This window comes from Geodermatophilus sp. SYSU D00705 (genome assembly GCF_054050135.1).
In genome coordinates this window covers 19,398-39,762 of the sequence record NZ_JBJGYT010000026.1, presented here as the reverse complement: position 1 = coordinate 39,762, position 20,365 = coordinate 19,398, and the positions used below count along the sequence as shown (strand labels likewise).

The following is a 20,365-nucleotide window of genomic DNA, read 5'->3' as shown; positions in this document are numbered from 1 at the left end:
TCCGTCGGCCGGTGAGTCAGGCGGGGGCCAGGACGGTAGGAGCACCGCCAACGACTACGACGGCCAATGCGGCCAGGCAAGCGATCGTCACCCGTACGGGTGACGACGCCTGGCTTGAGCCGACATCGCCGGCATCCCCGCTGCAGCGCTTGCCGATCTGGGAAGCGGCCACACACTCGTCTCTGGCGCACGCGACGGACTCGTTCGACACCGCACTCCGCGCTCTGGGCAGGCGATTCGCCGCCGTCGCCGGGGAAGGTGGCGCCCTGCCCGTGGAGCTGAGAGACAGGCCGGGGTGCACGGTCGCGGTCTGACCAAGGCCGCGTGAGACGCCGACGGGTGCTCTGCCCACCCCCGGTAGGCAGAGCGCGAGCCCGCTCGGGAGCAGGTGTGCCGGCTCCGCGCCCGGAGCACGGAGGCGGCACACCTCACGCATGCCCCACCCGGACCGGCGGGTAGGACCCCCGCATGGCAGCCCTCAGCGACGCGGTCGTCGTCGACGTCCTCCGGCGGGTCGACCGCCTGACCGCCCCGCTGGTCCGCCGGCTGGGCCGGCCACCGGCGCTGCCGCAGGCCGAGCGCGACCGGTGGTGGGCCGAGCGGGTGTCCCGGGTGGCCGCCGGGGTCAGCGCGGCCCCGCGGTTCGCCGGCAAGCTCGCCGACCTGCTCCCCCTGCAGAACACCGTCGGATCGGCCGTGCAGGCCGTCGTCATCGGCGGCGTCGCGAGCGAGCACGGCGTCGAGGACCCCGCCGAGCGCGTCGCCCTGCTGGCCCGGGTGCTGCTCGACCGCGACCTCCCCGTCGCGCAGGTCCGGCCGCTGCTGCAGCGCGCCAAGGGCGCCTACGCCGACGAGGCCTTCGGCGCGCGGGACGACCGGGCCGGCGTCCTCGGCAACGTGCGCACCATCTGGCGGGTGAGCCGTCTGCTGGGCCGCATCGACGAGACCCTCGACGCTCGTCCCAAGGGCCGGCTGCACCACCGCTTCCTGGCCAACCTGCCCGTGGTCGGGGTGCTCGGGGGCTACGCCGCCGAGCGGGAGGCGCTGCGCCGGGCCGCCGGCGCGGCCGTCACGGCGCTGGAGCCGGTCAGTGCGGAACGGGGAGCGCGGCGAGGTTCGCGTAGACCTCACGGGTCGCCGTCGAGCGGTTCATGGTGATGAAGTGGATGCCCGGCACGCCCTCGTCCAGCAGCGTCCGGCACAGCTCGGTGGCCACCTCGACGCCGTAGGCGCGCACGGCCGCCCTGTCCTCGGGCCGGTCGCCGTCGAGCTCGGCGAACCGCGTGGCCAGGTGCTCCGGGAACGCCTGGCCCGACAGCTGCACGATGCGGGCGATCTGCCGGGCGTTGGTCACCGGCATGACCCCGGCGATGATCGGGACGTCGCAGCCGCGGCCGGCCACCCGGTCGCGCAGCCGCAGGTAGTCCTCGGCCCGGAAGAACATCTGCGTGATCGCGAAGTCCGCGCCGGCGCGGCACTTGCGCACGAACATCTCGACGTCGGTGTCGAAGTCCGGCGAGCGCGGGTGGCGCTCCGGGAAGGCCGCGACGCCGACGCTGAAGTCGCCCATCGACCGGATCAGCTCGACCAGCTCGGAGGCGAAGTGCAGGCCCTCGGGGTGGGCCACCCACTCCGCCTGCGGGTCGGCGCCGGGCGGGTCGCCGCGCAGCGCCAGCAGGTTGTGCACGCCGGCGGCGGCCAGCCGGCTGACCACGTGCCGCAGCTCGGCGACGCTGTGGTCGACGGCGGTCAGGTGCGCCAGCGGCGTCATCGTCGTCTCGGTGGCGATCCGCTCGGTGACCGACACCGTGCCCTCGCGGGTGGAGCCGCCGGCGCCGTAGGTCACCGACACGAACGACGGGTGCAGCCGCTCCAGCTCGCGCAGCGCCGTCCACAACCCTGCTGCGCCCTCGGGCGTCTTGGGCGGGAAGAACTCGAACGACCACGTCGGCCGTGCGGTGGCGAGCAGGTCTCGCACGGTGCCGGTCATGGGGGCAGAGGATACGGACCGGTTTCCCCCGCCGGGCTGCATCTACCCGGCGGCGTCCGGGCGAAGAGGGCGGAGCAGGCGTGCACGCCCGGAACGAGGAGGCTGGTCCGTTGACCCTGGTGGAGGACACTCGGCAGGCCCCGACACCCACAGGCGATACTTGGGCGATGACCGCCGGGGCGCGCACGCGCGGGACCACCGCCCTGCCCGACGCCCCGCCCGTCACCGCCGCCGAGGTCGACCGGGTGCGCGGCGCGGTCCACGTCGCGCTCACCGGTTTCCTCGACGCGCAGCGCGACGTCCTCGCCGCCATGAGCCCCGCCCTCCTGCCCGTGGTCGACGAGGTCCGCGCGCTGGCCGACGGCGGCAAGCGGCTGCGCCCCCTGTTCGCCTACTGGGGCTGGCGCGGCACGCGGGGCGGCGGCCCGGCGGAGGACGACGCCGCGGTGCTGCGCGCGGTCGCGGCGCTGGAGTTCGTGCACGCCAGCGCCCTGGTCCACGACGACGTCATGGACGGCGCCCTCACCCGCCGCGGCCGCCCCGCCACCCACGTGGGCTTCGCCGCCCGGCACGGGGAGAAGCGGCTGAACGGGGACGGCGAGACCTTCGGCGTCGGCGCGGCGATCCTCGTCGGCGACCTGGCGCTGGTCTGGTCCGACGAGCTGCTCCGGCGCTCGGGCCTGTCCCCCGCCGCCCTCACCCGGGCCCGCGCGGTCTGGGACACCATGCGCACCGAGGTCACCGCCGGCCAGTACCTGGACCTGCTGCGGGCCGCCGGCGGGCTGCCCGGCGCCCAGGGCGCGCTGACCGTCGCCCGGTACAAGAGCGCCGGCTACACGGTGCAGCGGCCGCTGCAGCTCGGCGCCGCCATCGCCGGCGCCGACGAGCGGGCCGCCGAGGCCTGCACGGCGATCGGGCTGCCGCTGGGCGAGGCGTTCCAGCTGCGCGACGACGTCCTCGGGGTGTTCGGCGACCCGTCGGTGACCGGCAAGTCCGCCGACGACGACCTGCGGGAGGGCAAGCAGACGCTGCTGATCGCCCTCGCCGAGGAGGCCACGGACGCCGAGGGGCGTGCGCTGCTCGCCGAGCGGCTGGGCGACCCGGACGCCTCGACGGAGGACCTCGACGCGCTGCGGGCCCTCATCGAGACCACCGGGGCCCGCGCGCGGGTGGAGGAGCGCATCGCCGAGCGGACCGAGCTCGCCCGCACCGCCATCGCCGAGGCGCCGTTCGCCGCGGACGCCCGCACCGCGCTCGACGCGCTCGCCGTGGCCGCCACCACCCGCACCGCCTGATGGTCCGGACCGTCCCCGGCCGCACCGACCGCGTGGTCGTGGTGGGCGCCGGGCTCGCCGGGCTGTCCGCGGCGCTGCGGTTGCGCGGCGCCGGGCGCGAGGTCACCGTCGTGGAGCGCGCCGCGCGGCCCGGCGGCCGGGCCGGGCGGGTGGAGGAGCGCGGCTACGCCCTCGACACGGGCCCGTCGGTGTTCACCGCCCCCGAGCTGATCGCCGACACCCTCGCCGCGGTCGGTGACAAGCTCGAGGACCGGCTGACCCTCACCCCGCTGGCGACCACCTACCGCGCGCAGTTCGCCGACGGCTCGCACCTGGACGTGCACGCCGACCCCGCCGCCTTCGCCGCGGAGGTGGCGGCGCTGTGCGGGCCCGGTGAGGCCGCCGCCCTGCGCCGCTACCTCGCCGACCTGGCCGAGCTCTACCGGCTGCAGCTGGACACCTTCATCGACCGCAACCTCGACTCCCCGCTGGACCTGCTCGGTCCCGAGCTGCTCGCCCTGGTCCGGCGCGGCGGGTTCGGCCGGCTGTCGGGCCACGTGGCCCGGTACTTCACCGACGACCGGCTGCGCCGGCTGTTCAGCTTCCAGGCGCTGTACGCCGGGGTCAGCCCGTACCGGGCGATCGCCGCCTACGCCGTCATCGCCCAGCTCGACATCGGCGCGGGCGTGTGGCACCCGGCCGGCGGGATCGCCGCCGTCCCCCGGGCCCTGGCCGCGGCCGCCGCCGACGCCGGCGTCGTCCTCCGGTACGGCACGGCGGTGCAGCGGCTGGACGTCTCCGGACGGCGCGTCACCGGCGTGGTCCTCGACGACGGGGAGCGGCTGCCTGCCGACGCGGTGGTGGTGACCGTCGACCAGCCTGAGCTGCTGGTCCCGGGGTCCGCGCGCCGGCGCCGTCCGGTGTACTCGCCGTCGTGCGTCGCGCTGCACGTGGGCGTGCGGGCGCAGCTGCCCGGCCAGGCGCACCACACGATCAGCTTCGGCGCCGCCTGGCGGGAGGTGTTCGACGAGCTCACGCGCCGGGGACGGCCCATGACGGATCCCAGCCTGCTGGTGAGCATGCCGTCGGTGACCGACCGCAGCCTGGCCCCGGACGGCGGGCAGGTGCTGAGCATCGTCGCCCCGACGCCCAACCTCGACCCGCGCAGCGGCGGCAACCCCGACCTGGACTGGACCGCGCTGGCGCCCCGGTACCGCGACGAGGTGCTGGGCGTGCTCGAGGCCCGCGGCTGGACCGGCCTGACCGGCGCGATCGAGGTGGAGCACCTGGACACCCCGCTGACCTGGGCGGCGCAGGGCATGGCCGCCGGGACGCCGTTCGCCCTCGCCCACACCTTCGGCCAGACCGGCCCGTTCCGGACGCCGACGCTGCCCCGCCGCGGGCCGGAGAACGTGGTGCTGGCCGGTTCGTCGGTGCAGCCGGGGGTCGGCGTGCCGATGGTGGTCATCAGCGGCCGGCTGGCGGCGGAACGGATCACGGGATGACGGCGACGGACCGCCCGCTCTCCCTGGCCGAGCGCCAGGAACGGCTGGACGCCGCCTACCGGCACTGCGCCGCGATCGCCGCCCGGCACGGCAAGAGCTACCACCTGGCCACCCGGCTGCTCACCGCCGACCGCCGTCCGGCCGTCCACGCCCTCTACGCCGCCGCCCGCACCGCCGACGACCTCGTCGACCACCCGGGTGCCGACCCCGCCGGCGACCTCGCCGACTGGTCCCGCGCGGTGCTCGCCGAGCTGGAGGCCGGCTGGTCCGACGACCCCGTCCGGCTGGCGCTGGTGCACACCTACCGCCGGTACGCGATCCCCGTCGAGCACCTGGTCGACTTCCTCGCCGCGATGACCAGCGACCTCGAGGTGACCGGCTACCCCGACATGGACGCCCTCGACCGCTACATGTGGGGCTCGGCCTCGGTGATCGGGCTGCAGGTGCTGCCGGTGCTCGGCACCGCGCCGGGGGTCCTCCGCGAGGAGGCCGCGCCGCACGCGATCGCCCTCGGCGAGGCGTTCCAGCTGACCAACTTCTGTCGCGACGTCGCCGAGGACGTCGACCGCGGCCGGGTCTACCTGCCCGCCGACCTCATGGCCGCCCACGGGGTGACCCGCGAGCAGCTGGCGGCGAAGCGGCACGACGCCCGGTTCGCCGCCCTCATGCGGGACATGGTCGCGATCGTGCGCCGCCGCTACGACGACGCCGCCCCCGGGACGCCGCTGCTCGCGCCGGAGTCCCGCGACTGCGTGCGGGCCGCCACCGACCTCTACGGCGGCATCCTCACCGAGATCGAGCGGGCCGACTACCGGGTGCTCGACCGCCGCGTGCGGGTGTCGAGGCCGCGCCGCCTGGCGGTGTTCGCCCGCCGGTTGACCGCCGCCCAGCTGGCCAGGGTGAGGGTGACCATGGCGAAGCCGAACAGCAGGTCCTCCACCGGGGCGTAGGCGACCCGCGGGCCCCAGATGGTGTCCGGGTCGTAGACGACGACGTCCAGCCCGGTGAGCACGCCGTTCATGAGCAGCTGGAAGGCCACCACGATCGCGTAGGCCACCCAGAACACCCGCCGGGTGACCATCCGCGTCCGGTAGACGGCGAGGTCCACCACCAGCACGGCGACGACCGCGAGCACGGCCAGCGTCGAATAGCTCACCGCTCGGCCCCGCCCCGTTGCCGGGGTTCCTCGCCCACTGCCCGTGCTGCAGGACCGGCAGTGGGCGAGGTGGACCCGCCCTCGGCCTCCTCAGCCGGGTAACCGGCGTCCCAGCCGGTCACCTTCCGCACCGCCTCCAGCGCCAGCACCGAGCACAGCGGGACGACGAGGAAGAACAGCACCTCCTCGACCGGGATGCCACCGGGCAGCCGGACGCCGAGGGTGAGCCGGTCGGAGTAGTCCCAGTGCCCCTGCGCGATCGCGTACAGCACCCAGACGACGAACACGACGAACTCCGGGACGACGGCGACCAGCAGCCGCCGCCAGCGCGCGTAGACCCGCACCCCCAGGACCAGCTCCAGCGGCGCGGTGACGACCAGGCAGCCGGCCAGTAGCGCCAGGTACGTCAGTGCGCCCACGACCGCCTGCCCCGCCCGCCCCTCAGAACGCCAGCGCCTGGGCCCGGCGGGTGACCTCGGTGTGCCGGTCGTTGCGCAGCGCCTGCACCGGGGTGCCGGGCAGCGACTCGTCGGCCCGGAACAGCCACTCGAAGACCTCCTCGTCGCTGTACCCGCCGTCCCGGAGGACGGTGATCAGCCCGGGCAGGTGCTTGAGGACGGCGCCGTCCTGCAGGAAGTCGGCCGGGATCCGGCTGTTCCCGCTACCGGGTACCGCCATCAGCTTGCGCTCGCGCAGCAGCTGGCGGACCCGGTTCGGTGAGACCCCGAGGGCTGCGGCGACCTCCGCGGGGGTGAGCGTCTCCATGGGGAGCGAGCCTATGGCGCCGGGACCACGGACACCGGCGGGACCGGCCCGGGAACCACGGCTAGGATCCCTGCGGGGCCGTGACTGGCGCATCGAGGTGGGACCGACCACCGGGGAGCGGCCCGCACCACCCCGCCGGGCGCCTGGGCACCTCCCCGAGCCGACCCCCGCTGGAGGGCACCCATGACCGACGCCACCGCCCCCTTCGACGCCGCCACCGCCTCGGCGGCCTACCGCAGCGCCCTGCAGGTCATCGGCGCCGTCGAGCCCCGCGTGGCCGACGCGATCGGCGCCGAGCTCGCCGACCAGCGCGCCTCGCTCAAGCTGATCGCCAGCGAGAACTACGCCAGCCCCGCGGTGCTGCTGACCATGGGCAACTGGTTCAGCGACAAGTACGCCGAGGGCACCGTCGGGCACCGCTTCTACGCCGGCTGCCAGAACGTCGACACCGTCGAGGCGCTGGCCGCCGAGCACGCCCGCGAGCTGTTCGGCGCGGCGCACGCCTACGTCCAGCCGCACTCCGGCATCGACGCCAACCTGGTCGCCTTCTGGGCGGTGCTGGCCACCCGGGTCGAGGCCCCGGCCCTGGAGAAGGCCGGCGTCCGGCACGTCAACGAGCTCACCGACGCCGACTGGAGCGACCTGCGCCACGCCCTGGGCGACCAGCGGATGCTCGGCATGTCGCTGGACGCCGGCGGCCACCTGACCCACGGCTTCCGGCCCAACATCAGCGGCAAGATGTTCGAGCAGTCCTCCTACGGCACCGACCCGCAGACGGGGCTGCTGGACTACGACGCCGTCCGCGCCCGGGCCCAGGAGTTCCGCCCGCTGATCCTCATGGCCGGCTACTCCGCCTACCCGCGCCGGATCGACTTCGCGACGATGCGCGAGATCGCCGACGAGGTCGGCGCCACCCTCGTCGTCGACATGGCGCACTTCGCCGGCCTGGTGGCCGGGAAGGTGTTCACCGGCGACTTCGACCCGGTGCCGCACGCCCACGTCACCACGACGACCACGCACAAGTCGCTGCGCGGCCCGCGCGGCGGCATGGTGCTGGCCCAGCCGGAGTACGCCGACGCCGTCGACCGGGGCTGCCCGATGGTCCTGGGCGGCCCGCTCCCGCACGTCATGGCCGCCAAGGCCGTCGCCTTCGCCGAGGCCCGCCGTCCGGAGTTCGCCGGGTACGCGCGGGCCGTCGCGGACAACGCGCAGAGCCTCGCCGAGGGCCTCACCCGCCGCGGCGCGAAGCTCGTCACCGGAGGCACCGACAACCACCTGGTGCTCGTCGACGTCAGCTCCTTCGGCCTGACCGGCCGGCAGGCGGAGTCCGCGCTCCTGGACGCCGGCATCGTGACCAACCGCAACGCCGTCCCGGCCGACCCGAACGGCGCCTGGTACACCTCCGGCGTCCGGCTGGGCACCCCGGCGCTGACCACCCGCGGCTTCGGCGCCGCCGAGTTCGACCGCACCGCCGAGCTCATCGTCGACGTCCTGTCGGGCACCACGCCCACCGCCACCCGGGACGGCGGGGTGTCCAAGGCCAAGTACACGACCACCGACGGCCTGGCCGAGCGGACCCGCGCCGCCGCCGCCGAGCTGCTCGACAAGCACCCGCTCTACCCGGGCCTCGACCTCGACTGACGCGCCAGGCGGGACCTGTGTGACGGGTGAACCGCCACACCGGTCCCGCCCGCGTGTGGCAGCGGCGAACAGCTCCGTCACTCCTACACTCGACCGGGTGGACACCGCCGTGACCGACCCCGTGGTCGGCCTCGTACTGGAGGGGCGCTACCACCTCCAGGAGCGGCTGGCCCGCGGCGGGATGTCGACCGTCTACGCCGCCCAGGACCTGCGGCTGCACCGGACCGTCGCGGTCAAGGTCATGGCCGAGCACCTGGCCCACGACCCCACGTTCGTCGGCCGGTTCACCCGCGAGGCGCGGGCCGCGGCGATGCTCAGCCACCCCAACGTCGTCTCGGTCAGCGACCAGGGCAGCGACCAGGGCCTGGTGTTCCTCGTCATGGAGCTGGTCCGCGGCCGCACGCTGCGCGACCTGCTGCAGGCCCGCGGCCGGCTCACCATCGGCGAGGCGTTCGCCGTCCTCGAGCCGGTGCTGTCCGGGCTGACCGCCGCCCACCGGGCCGGCATCGTGCACCGCGACATCAAGCCGGAGAACGTGCTCATCGGCTCCGACGGTGTGGTGAAGGTCGCCGACTTCGGCCTGGCCCGCGCCCTGACCGGCACCGGGCAGACCAGCCACACCGGCGGGGTGCTCATCGGCACCGTCGCCTACCTCTCCCCCGAGCAGCTCGAGCGCGGCAAGGCCGACGCGCGCAGCGACGTCTACGCCGCCGGGGTCGTGCTCTTCGAGATGCTCACCGGCCACCCACCCTACGGCGGCGACACCCCGCTGGCGGTGGCCTACCAGCACGTGCACCACGACATGCCCACGCCCTCGGAGGAGGTCCCGGGCATCCCGTGGGAGGTCGACGACCTCGTCGCGCGCACCACCCGCCGCGACCCCGCCCTCCGGCCGCTGGACGCCGGCGCGTTCCTCGCCGACCTGCAGGACGCCCGCAAGGACCTCGGCATCGAGCGGGTCCCGGTCCCCACCGGTCGCAGCACCGCCGGCCCCGGCACGCTGCGCCCCACCAACCGCCCCAGCCGGTCGCGCCCCCACCCCAGCGACCCCGGCCCGCCCGACGGCACGGAGGTGCTCGGCACCACCGGCACCCGCCCGGGCCGCGGGGCGCGCACCTCGATGCTGCCCGGCATGGGCGGCGGCCCGACCACCGACGTGGCCGGCCGCCGTCCGCCGCTGGAGCAGCGCCGTCCGGGGGTGCCGCAGCACATCCGCCGCCGCCGCGCACGCCTGGCCGTCGCGATCGTGCTGCTGCTGGCCGTCACGATCGGCGCGATCGGCTGGTGGATGGGCTCCGGCCGCTGGACGACGGTGCCCACGCTGGTGGGCACGGAGCAGTCGGCCGCGATCGACCTGCTGCAGGGGGCGGGGCTGACCCCCGACTGCTGCGAGGAGCAGTTCAGCGAGGACGTCGCCGAGGGCGTGGTCATCGCCGCCGACCCCGAGGGCGGCGAGGCGATCCGCGGCACCGACGTCCGGCTGACCGTCTCCAAGGGCCCCGAGCGGTTCGAGGTGGACCCGGCGATGGTCGGCCGCCCGCAGGACGAGGTGCTGACCGCGATCGAGGCCGGCGTCCCGGTCACCGCCAAGGTGGTCCAGGACTACGACAACAAGGTGCCCGTCGGCCACGTGACCGGCTTCGAGCCGGAGGCCGGCACCGAGCTCAAGCGTGGCCAGGAGCTGATCGTCTACGTCAGCCGCGGCCACGAGCCGGTGACCGTCCCGGCCGTCGTCGGCCTCTCCCCCGACGAGGCGACCGCCAACCTGCAGGCGCTCGGGTTCACCGTGCAGCGCAGCGAGGGCCGCAGCGCCGACGTCGACCCCGGCGAGGTGATGGCCGTCGACCCGGCCGCCGGCCAGGCCGCGCCGTACCAGAGCGCCGTCACGATCCAGGTGTCGGTCGGCGTGCCGCAGGTGACCGTGCCGGACGTCGTCGGCAGGAGCGAGGAGGAGGCGACCGCCGCCCTCGAGGCCGCCGGCCTCCAGGTCAAGGTCAGCCAGTTCTTCGGCAACCGGGTGCTGCGGCAGACGCCCAACGCGGGCGAGGTGGTCGACATCGGCACGTCGGTGACGATCCTGGTGACGTTCGGACAGGACTGAGAACACTGAGCACTCCCCCCGGTGTGCCGCCGATCGGCGCGCACATCCAGATCAAGGGCGGGCTGGCCAAGGGCGGCCTGGCCTACACCGACGCCGTCGCCGCCCGGGCCGTGCAGGTCTTCGTGGGCAACCCCCGCGGGTGGAAGCTGACCGCGGGCGACCCGAGGCAGGACGCGCTGTTCGTCGAGGGCTGCGCCGAGCGCGGGGTGCCGTCGTTCATCCACACGCCGTTCCTGGTCAACGTCGGCTCCCCCACCGAGGCCACCGTCGAGCAGTCGATCGCCTCGATCGCGCACAACCTGACGCGGGGCGCGGAGCTCGGCTGCCGCGGTGTGGTCGTGCACGCCGGCTCCGCCGTCGGCGAGGACCGCTACGAGGCCGCCCTCCGGCAGCTGCACGAGCGGCTGCTGCCGGTCCTGGAGGCCGCGCCGGACGACGGCCCGCGGCTCCTGGTCGAGCCGACCGCCGGTGGCGGGAAGTCGCTGGCCGCCACCGTCGAGGACCTCGGCCCCTACCTCGCGGCGCTGGAACACCACCCGCTGGTCGGCGTCTGCTTCGACACCTGCCACGCCTGGGCGGCCGGCCACGACCTGTCGGCGCCCGGCGGCATGACGGCCACGCTGGACGCGCTGGAGGCCACGGTGGGACCGGGCCGGCTGGGTCTGGTGCACGCCAACGACTCGCTGGACGAGTGCGGCTCCAAGCGGGACCGGCACACCACCATCGGCGAGGGCACGATCGGCAGCGGCGAGTACGGCACCGGCCCGTTCGCCGAGCTGCTGGCCCACCCGTCGATGGCCGGCGTCCCGGTCGTGGTGGAGACCCCCTCGGAGCGGGACGGCGTCCCGTGGGCCGGCCACGCCGCCGACATCGCCCTGTTGTCCGGTCTGCGCGACGCCGACGTCCCCACGCGCGACGCGGCCTGAGCCCGGCCGTTCCCGGACATGCGACAGAAGTCGCGGTACGGATCCGTCCTGAGACCCTTGGCACACAGGTGAGGCTGGGCTAACTTAGGCGTGCCTTTCTTCCCCTGCTCCCGGGAGTGCGCGCGTGTACGTCTGCATCTGCTTCGCCGTCAGCGACACCCAGCTGGCCGGCGTGATCGACGACGGTGCACGCACCGAGGAGGAGGTCGGCGACGCCTGCGGCGCGGGCACCGGCTGCGGCAACTGCCTGGACCGCATCTGCGACCTGCTGCGCGCCGCCGACCCGCTGCACGGCCTCGACCTCCGCGAGACCGCCGCCTGAGGGCAGGCTGTCCATGCTGAGGCCGACCTGACCTCGGCCGGGGCTCGACGGGGCCACTAACCTCGGCGACAACCGCATCCGAGGAGGCCCCCATGCAGGGTGACGCGCGCGTCATCGAGCTGCTCAACGAGCAGCTGACCAGCGAACTGACCGCGATCAACCAGTACTTCCTGCACGCGAAGATGCAGGCCAACTGGGGTTACAACAAGCTCGCCAAGCACACCCGCCACGAGTCCATCGAGGAGATGCACCACGCGGAGTGGCTCACCGACCGCATCCTCTTCCTCGAGGGGCTGCCCAACTACCAGAAGCTGCTGCCACTGCGGATCGGGCAGACCGTCCGTGAGCAGTTCGAGTCCGACATGGCCATCGAGGTCGAGGTCCTGGCCCGGCTGCGCGAGGCGATCCCGTACTGCGAGTCGGTCGGCGACCGGGTCAGCAAGAACCTCTTCGAGAAGATCCTCGAGGACGAGGAGCACCACATCGACTACCTGGAGACCCAGCTGCACCTGCTCGACACCCTCGGTGAGCAGCTGTACCTGGCCGGCCAGATCGAGCACCCGACGCCGGGCGACCACGCCGAGTAGAACGGCACGGACCGGCGCTCTCCGCGGCCTCCAGCGACTCCACCGCCCGCCGGGCCTCCCGCGCCCTCCGGCGGACGACGGGCCCCGCACCTCCGGGTGCGGGGCCCTCGTGCGTGGTGGACAAGCGCCCGCGCGCATCGTCACCGCGTGGCAACTGGATGTGATCTCCCGCTGCGTGTTGGCTGCCAGCGCCCCCGCGTACCCCGGGGTGTCGCTGACCCGCACCGAGGAGACCCGTGCCCTCCCGTCGTTCCCTGGCCTCCGCCGCGCTGGCTGCCCTGGCCGTCACCGGGCTGGGCGCCACGGCCGGCCCCGCCGCCGCCGCGCCGCCCGCCGCCGCACCACTGACCACCTACATCGTCACGGTCGACCCCGAACGGTCACCGGCCGCCGTCGCACAGCGGGCCCGCGGACTCGGCGGGGAGGTGACCCACGCCTACACCGCGGCCCTCAACGGCTTCGCCGTCCGCCTGCACGCGGCCGCCGCCGCCCAGCTGCACCGCCTCCCCGGGGTGGTCGCCGTCGAGCAGGACCACCTCGTGCAGGGCCGGCCCGTCAAGCCGACGGGTTCCGCGCCCACCCTCCCGTGGGGCCTGGACCGCATCGACCAGCGCGCACTCCCGCTGACCGGCACCTACGGCTCGGCGGCTGCCGGAGGCGGCACAGGGGTGACGGCGTACGTCGTCGACACCGGCGTCCGCAGCGACCACGAGGACCTCGCCGGCCGGGTCGCCCCCGGCTACGACGCGCTGGACGGCGACGCCCCGGAGGACTGCAACGGCCACGGCACCCACGTCGCCGGCACTCTCGGCGGCACGCGGAACGGGGTCGCGCCGGGTGTCACGCTGGTGCCCGTCCGCGTGCTCGACTGCGCGGGCGACGGCTCCTACGCCGACGTCATCGAGGGGATCGACTGGCTGACGGCGGACCACCAGCGGGCGCTGGCCGACGTCCGGGCGGGGACCCGCCGGTCGGCGGACGCGGTGGCCAACCTGAGCCTCGGGGGGCCGACCAGCTCGGCGCTGGACACCGCGATCCAGAACTCCATCGCCACCGGCGTCACCTACGCCATCGCAGCCGGCAACGGCAACCAGCTGGGCAAGCCGCAGGACGCCTGCGCCTCCTCCCCCGCGCGGGTGCCCGACGCGCTGACCGTCGCCGCCTCGGACACCAAGGACGTGTCGGCGTCCTTCAGCAACTACGGGACCTGCGTCGACCTGTACGCGCCCGGGGTCGGCGTGACCAGTGACTGGTACACGAGCAGCTCGGCGACGAACACGATCAGCGGCACGTCGATGGCCACCCCGCACGTGGCCGGCGCCGCGGCGCTCTACCTGCAGGCCCACCCCGGTGCCGCGCCCGGGGAGGTCGGCGCCGCCGTCACCGCCGCGGCCACCCGCGGCGTCGTCACCCGGACGCTGACCGGCACCCCGAACCTGCTGCTCTACACGGTCCCGCTGACGGCGACGGCCGCCGGCTGACCGGGGAGGGCCCGGATCCACGTCGGGGTCCGGGCCCTTCCCGCGTCACCGGTCGAGCAGCCCCGCGAGGACCTCGGCGGCGCGCTCGACGCCGGCCCGGTCCACGTCCAGGTGCGTGACCAGCCGGATCCGGCGCGGGCTCACCTGGGAGACCAGGACCCCCTGGGCCTTGGCCGCCTCGGCGACGACCGGCGCCGGGACGTCGTCCAGCACGACCATGTTGGTCTCGACCGTGGCCGGGTCGACGCCGAGCCGCTTGGCCAGCGCCTGGGCGTGCTCGTGGTCCTCGGCCAGCCGGGCCAGGTGGTGGTCCAGGGCGTACAGCCCCGCCGCGGCCAGGACGCCGGCCTGCCGCATCCCCCCGCCGAGCCGCTTGCGCCACAGCCGGCCGGCCGCGATCCGCTCCGCCGAGGCGACCAGCACCGAGCCCACCGGCGCGCCGAGGCCCTTGGACAGGCACACCGAGGCGGTGTCGGCCAGCCGCCCGTAGGTGGCCAGGTCGATCCCGGAGGCCACCGAGGCGTTGAACAGCCGGGCCCCGTCGAGGTGGACGGCGACGCCGGCCTCCCGCGACCAGTCCCACAGCCGCTGCAGCTGCTCCAGCGACTGCACCAGCCCGCCGCCGCGGTTGTGGGTGTTCTCCACGGCGACGGCGGCGGTGGCGGTCAGGTGCCAGTCGCCGCGCGGGCGCACCTGGGCGATCAGCTGCCCGGCGTCCAGCCGGCCACCCTCGCTCACGACCGTGCGGGTGGAGATGCCGAACACCGCGGCCGCGGCCCCCATCTCGTAGGTGACCACGTGCGCGTCGGCGTCGCAGAGCACCTCCTGGCCCGGCTCGCAGACCAGGCGCATGCCGATCTGGTTGCCCATGGTCCCCGAGGGCACGAACAGCGCCGCCTCGTGACCCATGAGGTCGGCGACCCGCTCCTCGAGCGCGCGGACCGCCGGGTCCTCGCCGTAGACGTCGTCCCCCACCTCGGCCTCGGCCATCGCCCGGCGCATGCCGGGCGTGGGCCGGGTGACGGTGTCGCTGCGCAGGTCGACCAGGTCACCCACGGAGCATCTCGGCCACGAGGAAGGCCAGCTCCAGCGACTGCCCGGTGTTCAGCCGCGGGTCGCAGGCCGTCTCGTATCGGCTGTTGAGGTCCTCGTCGCTGATTTCCATGGCCCCGCCGAGGCACTCGGTGACGTCCTCACCGGTGAGCTCGACGTGGATGCCGCCGGGCCAGGTGCCCAGGGCGCGGTGGACGTCGAAGAAGCCGAGCACCTCGTCGACGACGCGGTCGAAGTGCCGGGTCTTGTAGCCGGTGGAGGACTCGTGGGTGTTGCCGTGCATCGGGTCGCACTGCCACACCACCTGGTGCCCGCTGGCGGTGACCTTCTCGACGATGCCCGGCAGGACGTCGCGGATCTTGCCGTTGCCCATCCGGCTGATGAGCGTCAGCCGGCCCGGGACGCCCTCGGGGTCGAGGCGCTCCACCAGCTCGGTGGCCTGCTCGGGGGTCGTGGTCGGACCGATCTTGACGCCGATCGGGTTGGCCAGCCGCGACATGAACTCCACGTGCGCGCCGTCGAGCTGGCGGGTGCGCTCGCCGATCCAGACGAAGTGCGCCGAGGCGGCGTAGGGCCGGCCGTCGTGCACCCGCAGCAGCGCCCGCTCGTAGTCGAGGATCAGCGCCTCGTGGCTGTTGTAGAGCTCCACGCCACGCAACGCGGCGTCGTCGACGCCGCAGGCCTTCATGAACGCCAGCGCCCGGTCGATCTCCCGCGCGATGACCTCGTAGCGCACCCCGGCCGGGGAGTTGGCCACGAAGTCCTTGTTCCAGTCGTGCACCGCGTGCAGGTCGGCCATGCCACCGCGCGCGTAGGCCCGGATCATGTTCATCGCCGCCGCGGAGTTCGCGTAGGCGCGCACCAGCCGGTACGGGTCGGGGATGCGCTGCTCGAGCACCGGCTCCAGCGAGTTCACCATGTCGCCGCGGTAGGACGGCAGGCCCAGGGCGTCGATGTTCGACGAGCGCGGCTTGGCGTACTGGCCGGCGACCCGGCCCACCTTGACCACGGGCACGCTGGCGCCGTAGGTGAGCACGACGGCCATCTGCAGCAGCGTGCGCGTGGTGCTCTGCAGGTGCGCGTCGGTGTTCAGGTCGAAGGTCTCCGCGCAGTCGCCGCCCTGCAGCAGGAACGCCCGTCCCTGGGCGACCTCGGCCAGCCGGGTGCGCAGCTCGTCGACCTCGCTGGGCGCGACGATCGGCGGCACGGTGGACAGGGTGGAGAGGACGGCGTCCAGCGCCGCGCGGTCGGGCCACTCCGGCTGCTGGGCAGCGGGCAGCTCACGCCACCGGTCGAGGCCGGGGACCACATCGGCGGGATCGGGGAGACTCACGCCTACAGAGGGTACGGCGGTCCCCTCGTCAGCCGAAGAAGACCTCGACCTCCGCGTACCGCTCGACGGGCACCAGCTTCAGCTGCGCGGTCGCCGCCGTCAGTGGGACGCGGACGATGTCGGTGCCCCGCAGCGCCACCATCACCCCTGACTCGCCGTCGTGGACGGCGTCGACCGCGGCCAGCCCGAAGCGGGTGGCCAGCACCCGGTCGAACGGCGAGGGGGTGCCGCCGCGCTGGACGTGGCCGAGGACGACGCAGCGCGCCTCCCGGCCGGTGCGCTGCTCGATGAGGGAGGCCAGCGCGGTGCCGATCCCCCCGAGCCGCACGTGGCCGAACGCGTCGGTCTCCCCCGTCGCGAGCACGAGGTCCCCGCCCTTGGCCACCGCCCCCTCGGAGACGACGACGATCGGCGAGTAGCCGGAGTCGAAGCGGTGCTGGCAGTGCGCGACGACGGCGTCGACGTCGAAGGGCTGCTCGGGGATCAGGACGACGGTCGCGCCGCCGGCCATCCCGGCGTGCAGCGCGATCCACCCGGCGTGCCGGCCCATGACCTCCACCACGAGCGTGCGGTGGTGGCTGTCACCGGTGGTGTGCAGCCGGTCGATCGCCTCGGTGGCCACGCCCAGCGCGGTGTCGAAGCCGAACGTGTAGTCGGTGGCGTCCAGGTCGTTGTCGATGGTCTTCGGGACGCCGACGACCGTCACCCCGGCCTCGGCCAGCTTGGTGGCGACGCCGAGGGTGTCCTCCCCGCCGATGGGGATCAGCGCGTCGATGCCGAGCCGCTCCAGGTTGGCCATGACCCGGTCCGCGCCGCCCTCGAGGGCGTAGGGGTTGGTCCGCGAGGTGCCCAGCACCGTGCCGCCGCGGGGCAGGATGCCGCGGACGGCGGAGAGGTCCATCGCCACCGTGTCGGCCTCGAGCACGCCGCGCCAGCCGTCCCGGAAGCCGACGACCTGGTCGCCGTGGGTGACGCCTTTGCGGACCACGGCCCGGATGACGGCGTTCAGCCCCGGGCAGTCGCCGCCGCCGGTCAGGATGCCGATGCGCATGTGCGGTCCTCCGGAAGATCCGTGCCGGGTGTGTGGTTGGCAGCCGTCATGATGCCGCAGGTGGGAGCCGTGGTCGCATGGAGCGCGTGATCGCCGTCACCGGCGCCACGGGGGTGCTCGGCGGCCGGGTGGCCGCCCGGCTCGCGGGGCGGGACGGCGTCGCGCTGCGGCTCGTCGTGCGCGATCCCCAGCGGGCGCCGCGCCTGCCCGGGACGCAGGTGGCCGCCGCACCCGGGGGCTACGCCGACGGTCCCGGCCTCGCCGCCGCCCTCGAGGGCGTGCACACCCTGTACCTGGTGTCGGCCGCGGAGGCCGAGGACCGCGTGCAGCAGCACCTGACCGCCGTCTCCGCCGCGGCGTCGGCCGGTGTGCGGCGGATCGTCTACACCTCCTTTCTCGGCGCCGCGCCGGACGCCGTCTTCACCCTGGCCCGCCAGCACGCCACCACCGAGGACGCCATCCGCGCCACCGGCCTGCGGACCACCGTCCTCCGGCACGCGATGTACGCCGACTTCGTCCCGTTCTTCGCCCTGCTCGAGGCGGGGCGCGCCGTGATCGCCGCACCCGCCGGCGAGGGCCGGGCCTCGTTCGTGTCCCGCGACGACCTCGCCGACGTCGCCGCCGCCGTCCTCGGGGACGACTCCCCCGGCCTGGACGGCGCCACGCTCGACGTCACCGGACCCGCGGCGCTGACGCTGGACGACGCGGCCGCCGTCCTCACCGAGGTCACCGGCCTGCCCGCCGAGTACCGCCGGCAGACCGTCGAGGAGGCCTGGGCGACGCGACGCCCCTCCGGGCACCCCGACTGGGAGATCGAGGGCTGGGTGACCAGCTACCTGGCGATCGCCGCCGGCGAGATGGCGCCGGTCACCGACGTCGTCCCCTCGCTCACCGGTCACCCCGCCCGGACCGTGGCCGAGCACCTGCGCGCCCACCCGGAGGACTGGGCCCACCTGCGGGCTGAGCCGGGGCACTAGTGCCCTGCTCGGTGCCTCGCCGGGCGCCTAGCGTCGAGCCCGCGGAGCCGAACCTCGGCGCCGCCGACCACCCGTCCGGAGGTGTCGGGATGGACAGTCCGTACCAGGCCGCGCCCGACGTCCACGTGCTCCCCGCCAACCTGGCGCTGCCGGGAGCCGGCGTCCTGCCGATCAACGCCTTCCTGCTCATGGCCGAGGAACCGGTGCTCGTCGACACCGGCCTCGGGGTCGACGCCGACCAGTTCGTCGACGCGCTGAGCTCGATCATCGACCCCCGCTCGCTGCGCTGGATCTGGCTGACCCACGACGACGCCGACCACACCGGCAACATCCAGCGGGTCATGGACCTGGCGCCGGACGCCCGGCTGGTCACCCACGGGTTCAGCGCCCTGCGGATGGCGACCTGGTGGCCGGTGCCGATGGACCGGGTGCACGCGATCCGGTTCGGTGACGAGGTCCACGTCGGCGACCGCACCCTGACCGCCGTCGCTCCGCCGCTGTTCGACAACCCGATGTCCACCGGCGTGCTGGACCGCTCCACCGGCGCGCTGTTCAGCGTCGACGCCTTCGGGGCGATCATCCCCGAGGCGACGCAGGACGCCGCCGAGGTGCCGCCCGAGGCGCTCGCGGGCGGGATGCTCGGGTGGGCGACGATGGACTCGCCGTGGGTCCACCTGACCGAGCCCGCGGAGTTCGGTCAGGTCCTGGACCGGGTGCGCCGGCTGCAGCCGGCCCGGATCTTCTCCTCGCACCTGCCCACCGCCAACGGGACGGCACTCGAGGACTTCCTGCGGGTGCTGCAGCAGGTGCCGACGGCCGAGCGGTTCGTCCCGCCGGACGCGGCGGAGTTCACCCAGATGATCACGGCGCTCACCGAGATGCAGCGCGCCGGGGTGCCGGTGCCCCGCACGGAGGCGGCACCACAGACGACCCCCGTGACGTGACGGCCCGGACGGCCGCCACCCCCTGACCCCGGAGGACGACGGCCATGACCGTGCCCACCACCCCGCTGGCCGACCCGGTCGAGCTGGCCGATCCCTGGCCCGTCCTCGCCGCGCTGCGGGAGAGCGGCCCGGTCCGCCGCGTCGACCCGCGGCTGGGCCTGCCGGTGTGGGTCGTCGCCCGGTACGACGACGTCCTCGCGGCGCTGTCGGACCCCCGGCTGAGCAACGACCCGCACCACGCGGTGGCCCTGCGCGCGCTGCTGCGCGGGGACTTCCTGAGCCGCAGCATGATCGGCACCGACCCGCCCGAGCACACCCGGCTGCGACGGCTGGTGTCCCAGGCCTTCACCGCCCGCCGCGTCGAGGGGCTGCGGCCGCGGATCCAGGAGATCACCGACACGCTGCTGGACCGGATCACCCCGCGGGGCCGGGCCGAGCTGATCGGCGAGTTCGCCCTCCCGCTGCCGATCACCGTCATCGGCGAGCTCCTGGGCGTCCCGGAGACCGACCGCGAGCGCTTCCGGGCGTGGACCGACGAGGTGCTGGACCGGCCGTTCGACCCGGGCGAGGACCTGGCGCGGGTGACGGCGGCCCGGGAGCGGATGCACGGCTACCTCGCCGACCTGGTCGAGGCCAAGCGTGCCCGACCCGCCGACGACCTGCTCACCGACCTGGTGGAGGCGACCGACGAGGGCGAGCGGCTGGACCGGCAGGAACTGCTCGCGATGACCTTCCTGCTGCTCATCGCCGGGTACGTCACCACGGTCAACCTGATCGGGAACGGCACGCTGGCGCTGCTGCGCGCTCCCGACCAGCTGGCCCGGTTGCGCGCGGACCCGTCGCTGGTGCCGCAGGCGGTCGAGGAGCTGCTCCGCTTCGACGGCCCGGTCAACCCCGGGCTGACCCGCTACGCCCTCGAGGACCTCGAGATCGGCGGGGTGGCCATCCCGCGCGGGGACGTCGTCCTGCTGGCCACCGCCGCGGCCGACCGGGACCCCGACCGCTTCCCCGACCCCGACCGGCTCGACGTGGCGGCGGCCGGCCCCGGGCACCTGGCCTTCGGGCACGGCATCCACTACTGCCTCGGCGCGCCCCTGGCCCGGCTGGAGGGGCAGGTCGCGTTCACCGCGCTGCTGGCCCGGCTGCCCGGCCTGGCCCTCGCCGTCGACGAGAGCGAGCTGGAGTGGTCGGCCGGCGGCGTGCTACGCGGGCTGCGGCAGCTGCCGGTGACGTTCACCCCGACGCCGAGTGGCTGAGCG

At 74.7% G+C, this 20,365-nt stretch carries 19 protein-coding genes, 1 pseudogene and 1 riboswitch; of the genes and pseudogenes, 13 read left to right on the top strand and 7 right to left on the bottom strand.

Going from position 1 to position 20,365, the window contains the following annotated elements:
• Positions 1-468: 468 nt before the first annotated feature.
• The gene (locus ACI78Q_RS17935; RefSeq protein ID WP_456924792.1) at positions 469-1,158 is read left to right on the top strand and encodes a hypothetical protein; all 690 of its coding nucleotides are present in this window, start codon (positions 469-471) and stop codon (positions 1,156-1,158) included.
• Here ACI78Q_RS17935 and metF read toward each other — a convergent pair.
• On the bottom strand, positions 1,088-1,990 hold the full coding sequence (gene metF / locus ACI78Q_RS17930) for a methylenetetrahydrofolate reductase [NAD(P)H] (protein WP_456924791.1): 903 nt from the start codon (positions 1,988-1,990) through the stop codon (positions 1,088-1,090). The two genes, ACI78Q_RS17935 and metF, sit on opposite strands and share 71 nt — an antisense overlap.
• Positions 1,991-2,157: 167 nt before the next feature.
• Here metF and ACI78Q_RS17925 point away from each other — a divergent pair, with 167 nt between their 5' ends.
• The 3 genes from ACI78Q_RS17925 to ACI78Q_RS17915 are packed head-to-tail and all read left to right on the top strand — an operon-like array spanning position 2,158 to position 5,719.
• The gene (locus ACI78Q_RS17925) at positions 2,158-3,285 is read left to right on the top strand and encodes a polyprenyl synthetase family protein (protein WP_456924790.1); all 1,128 of its coding nucleotides are present in this window, start codon (positions 2,158-2,160) and stop codon (positions 3,283-3,285) included.
• Positions 3,285-4,769 (top strand): phytoene desaturase family protein, encoded by a 1,485-nt coding sequence (gene crtI, locus ACI78Q_RS17920; protein WP_456924789.1) that lies wholly within the window; start codon positions 3,285-3,287, stop codon positions 4,767-4,769. The genes ACI78Q_RS17925 and crtI overlap by 1 nt, the downstream gene beginning before the upstream one ends.
• Complete coding sequence (locus ACI78Q_RS17915; RefSeq protein ID WP_456924788.1) at positions 4,766-5,719, top strand: phytoene/squalene synthase family protein; 954 nt, start codon at positions 4,766-4,768, stop codon at positions 5,717-5,719. Before crtI ends, ACI78Q_RS17915 begins: the two co-directional genes overlap by 4 nt.
• Here ACI78Q_RS17915 and ACI78Q_RS17910 read toward each other — a convergent pair.
• From ACI78Q_RS17910 to ACI78Q_RS17900, 3 genes and pseudogenes are all read right to left on the bottom strand, one after another.
• A pseudogene (locus tag ACI78Q_RS17910) lies at positions 5,716-5,877 on the bottom strand (lycopene cyclase domain-containing protein); the annotation flags it as partial. The gene ACI78Q_RS17915 and the pseudogene ACI78Q_RS17910 overlap by 4 nt on opposite strands.
• Positions 5,878-5,921: 44 nt before the next feature.
• Positions 5,922-6,344 (bottom strand): lycopene cyclase domain-containing protein, encoded by a 423-nt coding sequence (locus ACI78Q_RS17905; RefSeq protein WP_456924787.1) that lies wholly within the window; start codon positions 6,342-6,344, stop codon positions 5,922-5,924.
• A 22-nt stretch (positions 6,345-6,366) separates the two neighbouring features.
• Complete coding sequence (locus ACI78Q_RS17900) at positions 6,367-6,690, bottom strand: Rv2175c family DNA-binding protein (RefSeq protein ID WP_456924786.1); 324 nt, start codon at positions 6,688-6,690, stop codon at positions 6,367-6,369.
• A gap of 70 nt (positions 6,691-6,760) precedes the next feature.
• Positions 6,761-6,846: riboswitch (ZMP/ZTP riboswitch) on the top strand.
• Positions 6,847-6,873: 27 nt separating this feature from the next.
• On the opposite strand from ACI78Q_RS17900, the gene ACI78Q_RS17895 reads away from it, so the two are divergent.
• The 6 genes from ACI78Q_RS17895 to ACI78Q_RS17870 all read left to right on the top strand — a co-directional run bounded on the left by ACI78Q_RS17895 (position 6,874) and on the right by ACI78Q_RS17870 (position 13,748).
• Positions 6,874-8,331 (top strand): glycine hydroxymethyltransferase, encoded by a 1,458-nt coding sequence (locus tag ACI78Q_RS17895; protein WP_456924785.1) that lies wholly within the window; start codon positions 6,874-6,876, stop codon positions 8,329-8,331.
• A 97-nt stretch (positions 8,332-8,428) separates the two neighbouring features.
• The gene (gene pknB, locus ACI78Q_RS17890; RefSeq protein ID WP_456924784.1) at positions 8,429-10,432 is read left to right on the top strand and encodes a Stk1 family PASTA domain-containing Ser/Thr kinase; all 2,004 of its coding nucleotides are present in this window, start codon (positions 8,429-8,431) and stop codon (positions 10,430-10,432) included.
• 23 nt (positions 10,433-10,455) lie between these two features.
• A complete protein-coding gene (locus ACI78Q_RS17885) occupies positions 10,456-11,358 on the top strand; it encodes a deoxyribonuclease IV (protein ID WP_456924783.1) in 903 nt (300 codons plus the stop codon).
• A 124-nt stretch (positions 11,359-11,482) separates the two neighbouring features.
• Complete coding sequence (locus ACI78Q_RS17880; protein ID WP_456924782.1) at positions 11,483-11,680, top strand: (2Fe-2S)-binding protein; 198 nt, start codon at positions 11,483-11,485, stop codon at positions 11,678-11,680.
• A 92-nt stretch (positions 11,681-11,772) separates the two neighbouring features.
• Entirely contained in the window at positions 11,773-12,267 is a 495-nt protein-coding gene (bfr, locus tag ACI78Q_RS17875; RefSeq protein ID WP_456924781.1) for a bacterioferritin, read from the top strand.
• A gap of 236 nt (positions 12,268-12,503) precedes the next feature.
• Positions 12,504-13,748, top strand: coding sequence for a S8 family peptidase (locus ACI78Q_RS17870; protein ID WP_456924780.1), 1,245 nt, complete (start codon positions 12,504-12,506; stop codon positions 13,746-13,748).
• A 45-nt stretch (positions 13,749-13,793) separates the two neighbouring features.
• Here the strand turns inward: ACI78Q_RS17870 and ACI78Q_RS17865 are convergent, their stop codons facing one another.
• From ACI78Q_RS17865 to ACI78Q_RS17855, 3 genes are read right to left on the bottom strand one after another with little or no spacing between them, the layout of a single operon-like run.
• Positions 13,794-14,804: a threonine aldolase family protein gene (locus ACI78Q_RS17865; protein ID WP_456924779.1), complete on the bottom strand. Its 1,011-nt coding sequence runs from the start codon at positions 14,802-14,804 to the stop codon at positions 13,794-13,796.
• Positions 14,797-16,134, bottom strand: a complete 1,338-nt coding sequence (locus tag ACI78Q_RS17860; protein WP_456924778.1) for a class II 3-deoxy-7-phosphoheptulonate synthase — start codon at positions 16,132-16,134, stop codon at positions 14,797-14,799. The genes ACI78Q_RS17865 and ACI78Q_RS17860 overlap by 8 nt, the downstream gene beginning before the upstream one ends.
• Positions 16,135-16,162: 28 nt before the next feature.
• A complete protein-coding gene (locus ACI78Q_RS17855; protein WP_456924777.1) occupies positions 16,163-17,185 on the bottom strand; it encodes a 6-phosphofructokinase in 1,023 nt (340 codons plus the stop codon).
• Positions 17,186-17,262: 77 nt separating this feature from the next.
• Between ACI78Q_RS17855 and ACI78Q_RS17850 the strand changes: the two genes are divergently transcribed.
• From ACI78Q_RS17850 to ACI78Q_RS17840, 3 genes are all read left to right on the top strand, one after another.
• Complete coding sequence (locus ACI78Q_RS17850; protein ID WP_456924776.1) at positions 17,263-18,162, top strand: NmrA family NAD(P)-binding protein; 900 nt, start codon at positions 17,263-17,265, stop codon at positions 18,160-18,162.
• 89 nt (positions 18,163-18,251) lie between these two features.
• Positions 18,252-19,106 carry an oxygen-binding di-iron domain-containing protein gene (locus tag ACI78Q_RS17845; RefSeq protein ID WP_456924775.1) on the top strand — a complete coding sequence of 285 codons (855 nt, stop codon included), beginning with the start codon at positions 18,252-18,254 and terminating at the stop codon, positions 19,104-19,106.
• 44 nt (positions 19,107-19,150) lie between these two features.
• Complete coding sequence (locus ACI78Q_RS17840; protein ID WP_456924774.1) at positions 19,151-20,362, top strand: cytochrome P450 family protein; 1,212 nt, start codon at positions 19,151-19,153, stop codon at positions 20,360-20,362.
• Positions 20,363-20,365 lie beyond the last annotated feature (3 nt).

Excerpts from the sequence above, each read along its gene's own strand:
- ACI78Q_RS17935 (WP_456924792.1), top strand. The coding sequence starts at position 469 with ATGGCAGCCCTCAGCGACGCGGTCGTCGTCGACGTCCTCCGGCGGGTC.
- metF (WP_456924791.1), bottom strand. The coding sequence starts at position 1,990 with ATGACCGGCACCGTGCGAGACCTGCTCGCCACCGCACGGCCGACGTGG.
- ACI78Q_RS17925 (WP_456924790.1), top strand. The coding sequence starts at position 2,158 with ATGACCGCCGGGGCGCGCACGCGCGGGACCACCGCCCTGCCCGACGCC.
- crtI (WP_456924789.1), top strand. The coding sequence starts at position 3,285 with ATGGTCCGGACCGTCCCCGGCCGCACCGACCGCGTGGTCGTGGTGGGC.
- ACI78Q_RS17915 (WP_456924788.1), top strand. The coding sequence starts at position 4,766 with ATGACGGCGACGGACCGCCCGCTCTCCCTGGCCGAGCGCCAGGAACGG.
- ACI78Q_RS17900 (WP_456924786.1), bottom strand. The coding sequence starts at position 6,690 with ATGGAGACGCTCACCCCCGCGGAGGTCGCCGCAGCCCTCGGGGTCTCA.
- ACI78Q_RS17895 (WP_456924785.1), top strand. The coding sequence starts at position 6,874 with ATGACCGACGCCACCGCCCCCTTCGACGCCGCCACCGCCTCGGCGGCC.
- bfr (WP_456924781.1), top strand. The coding sequence starts at position 11,773 with ATGCAGGGTGACGCGCGCGTCATCGAGCTGCTCAACGAGCAGCTGACC.
- ACI78Q_RS17855 (WP_456924777.1), bottom strand. The coding sequence starts at position 17,185 with ATGCGCATCGGCATCCTGACCGGCGGCGGCGACTGCCCGGGGCTGAAC.
- ACI78Q_RS17850 (WP_456924776.1), top strand. The coding sequence starts at position 17,263 with ATGGAGCGCGTGATCGCCGTCACCGGCGCCACGGGGGTGCTCGGCGGC.
- ACI78Q_RS17845 (WP_456924775.1), top strand. The coding sequence starts at position 18,252 with ATGGACAGTCCGTACCAGGCCGCGCCCGACGTCCACGTGCTCCCCGCC.
- ACI78Q_RS17840 (WP_456924774.1), top strand. The coding sequence starts at position 19,151 with ATGACCGTGCCCACCACCCCGCTGGCCGACCCGGTCGAGCTGGCCGAT.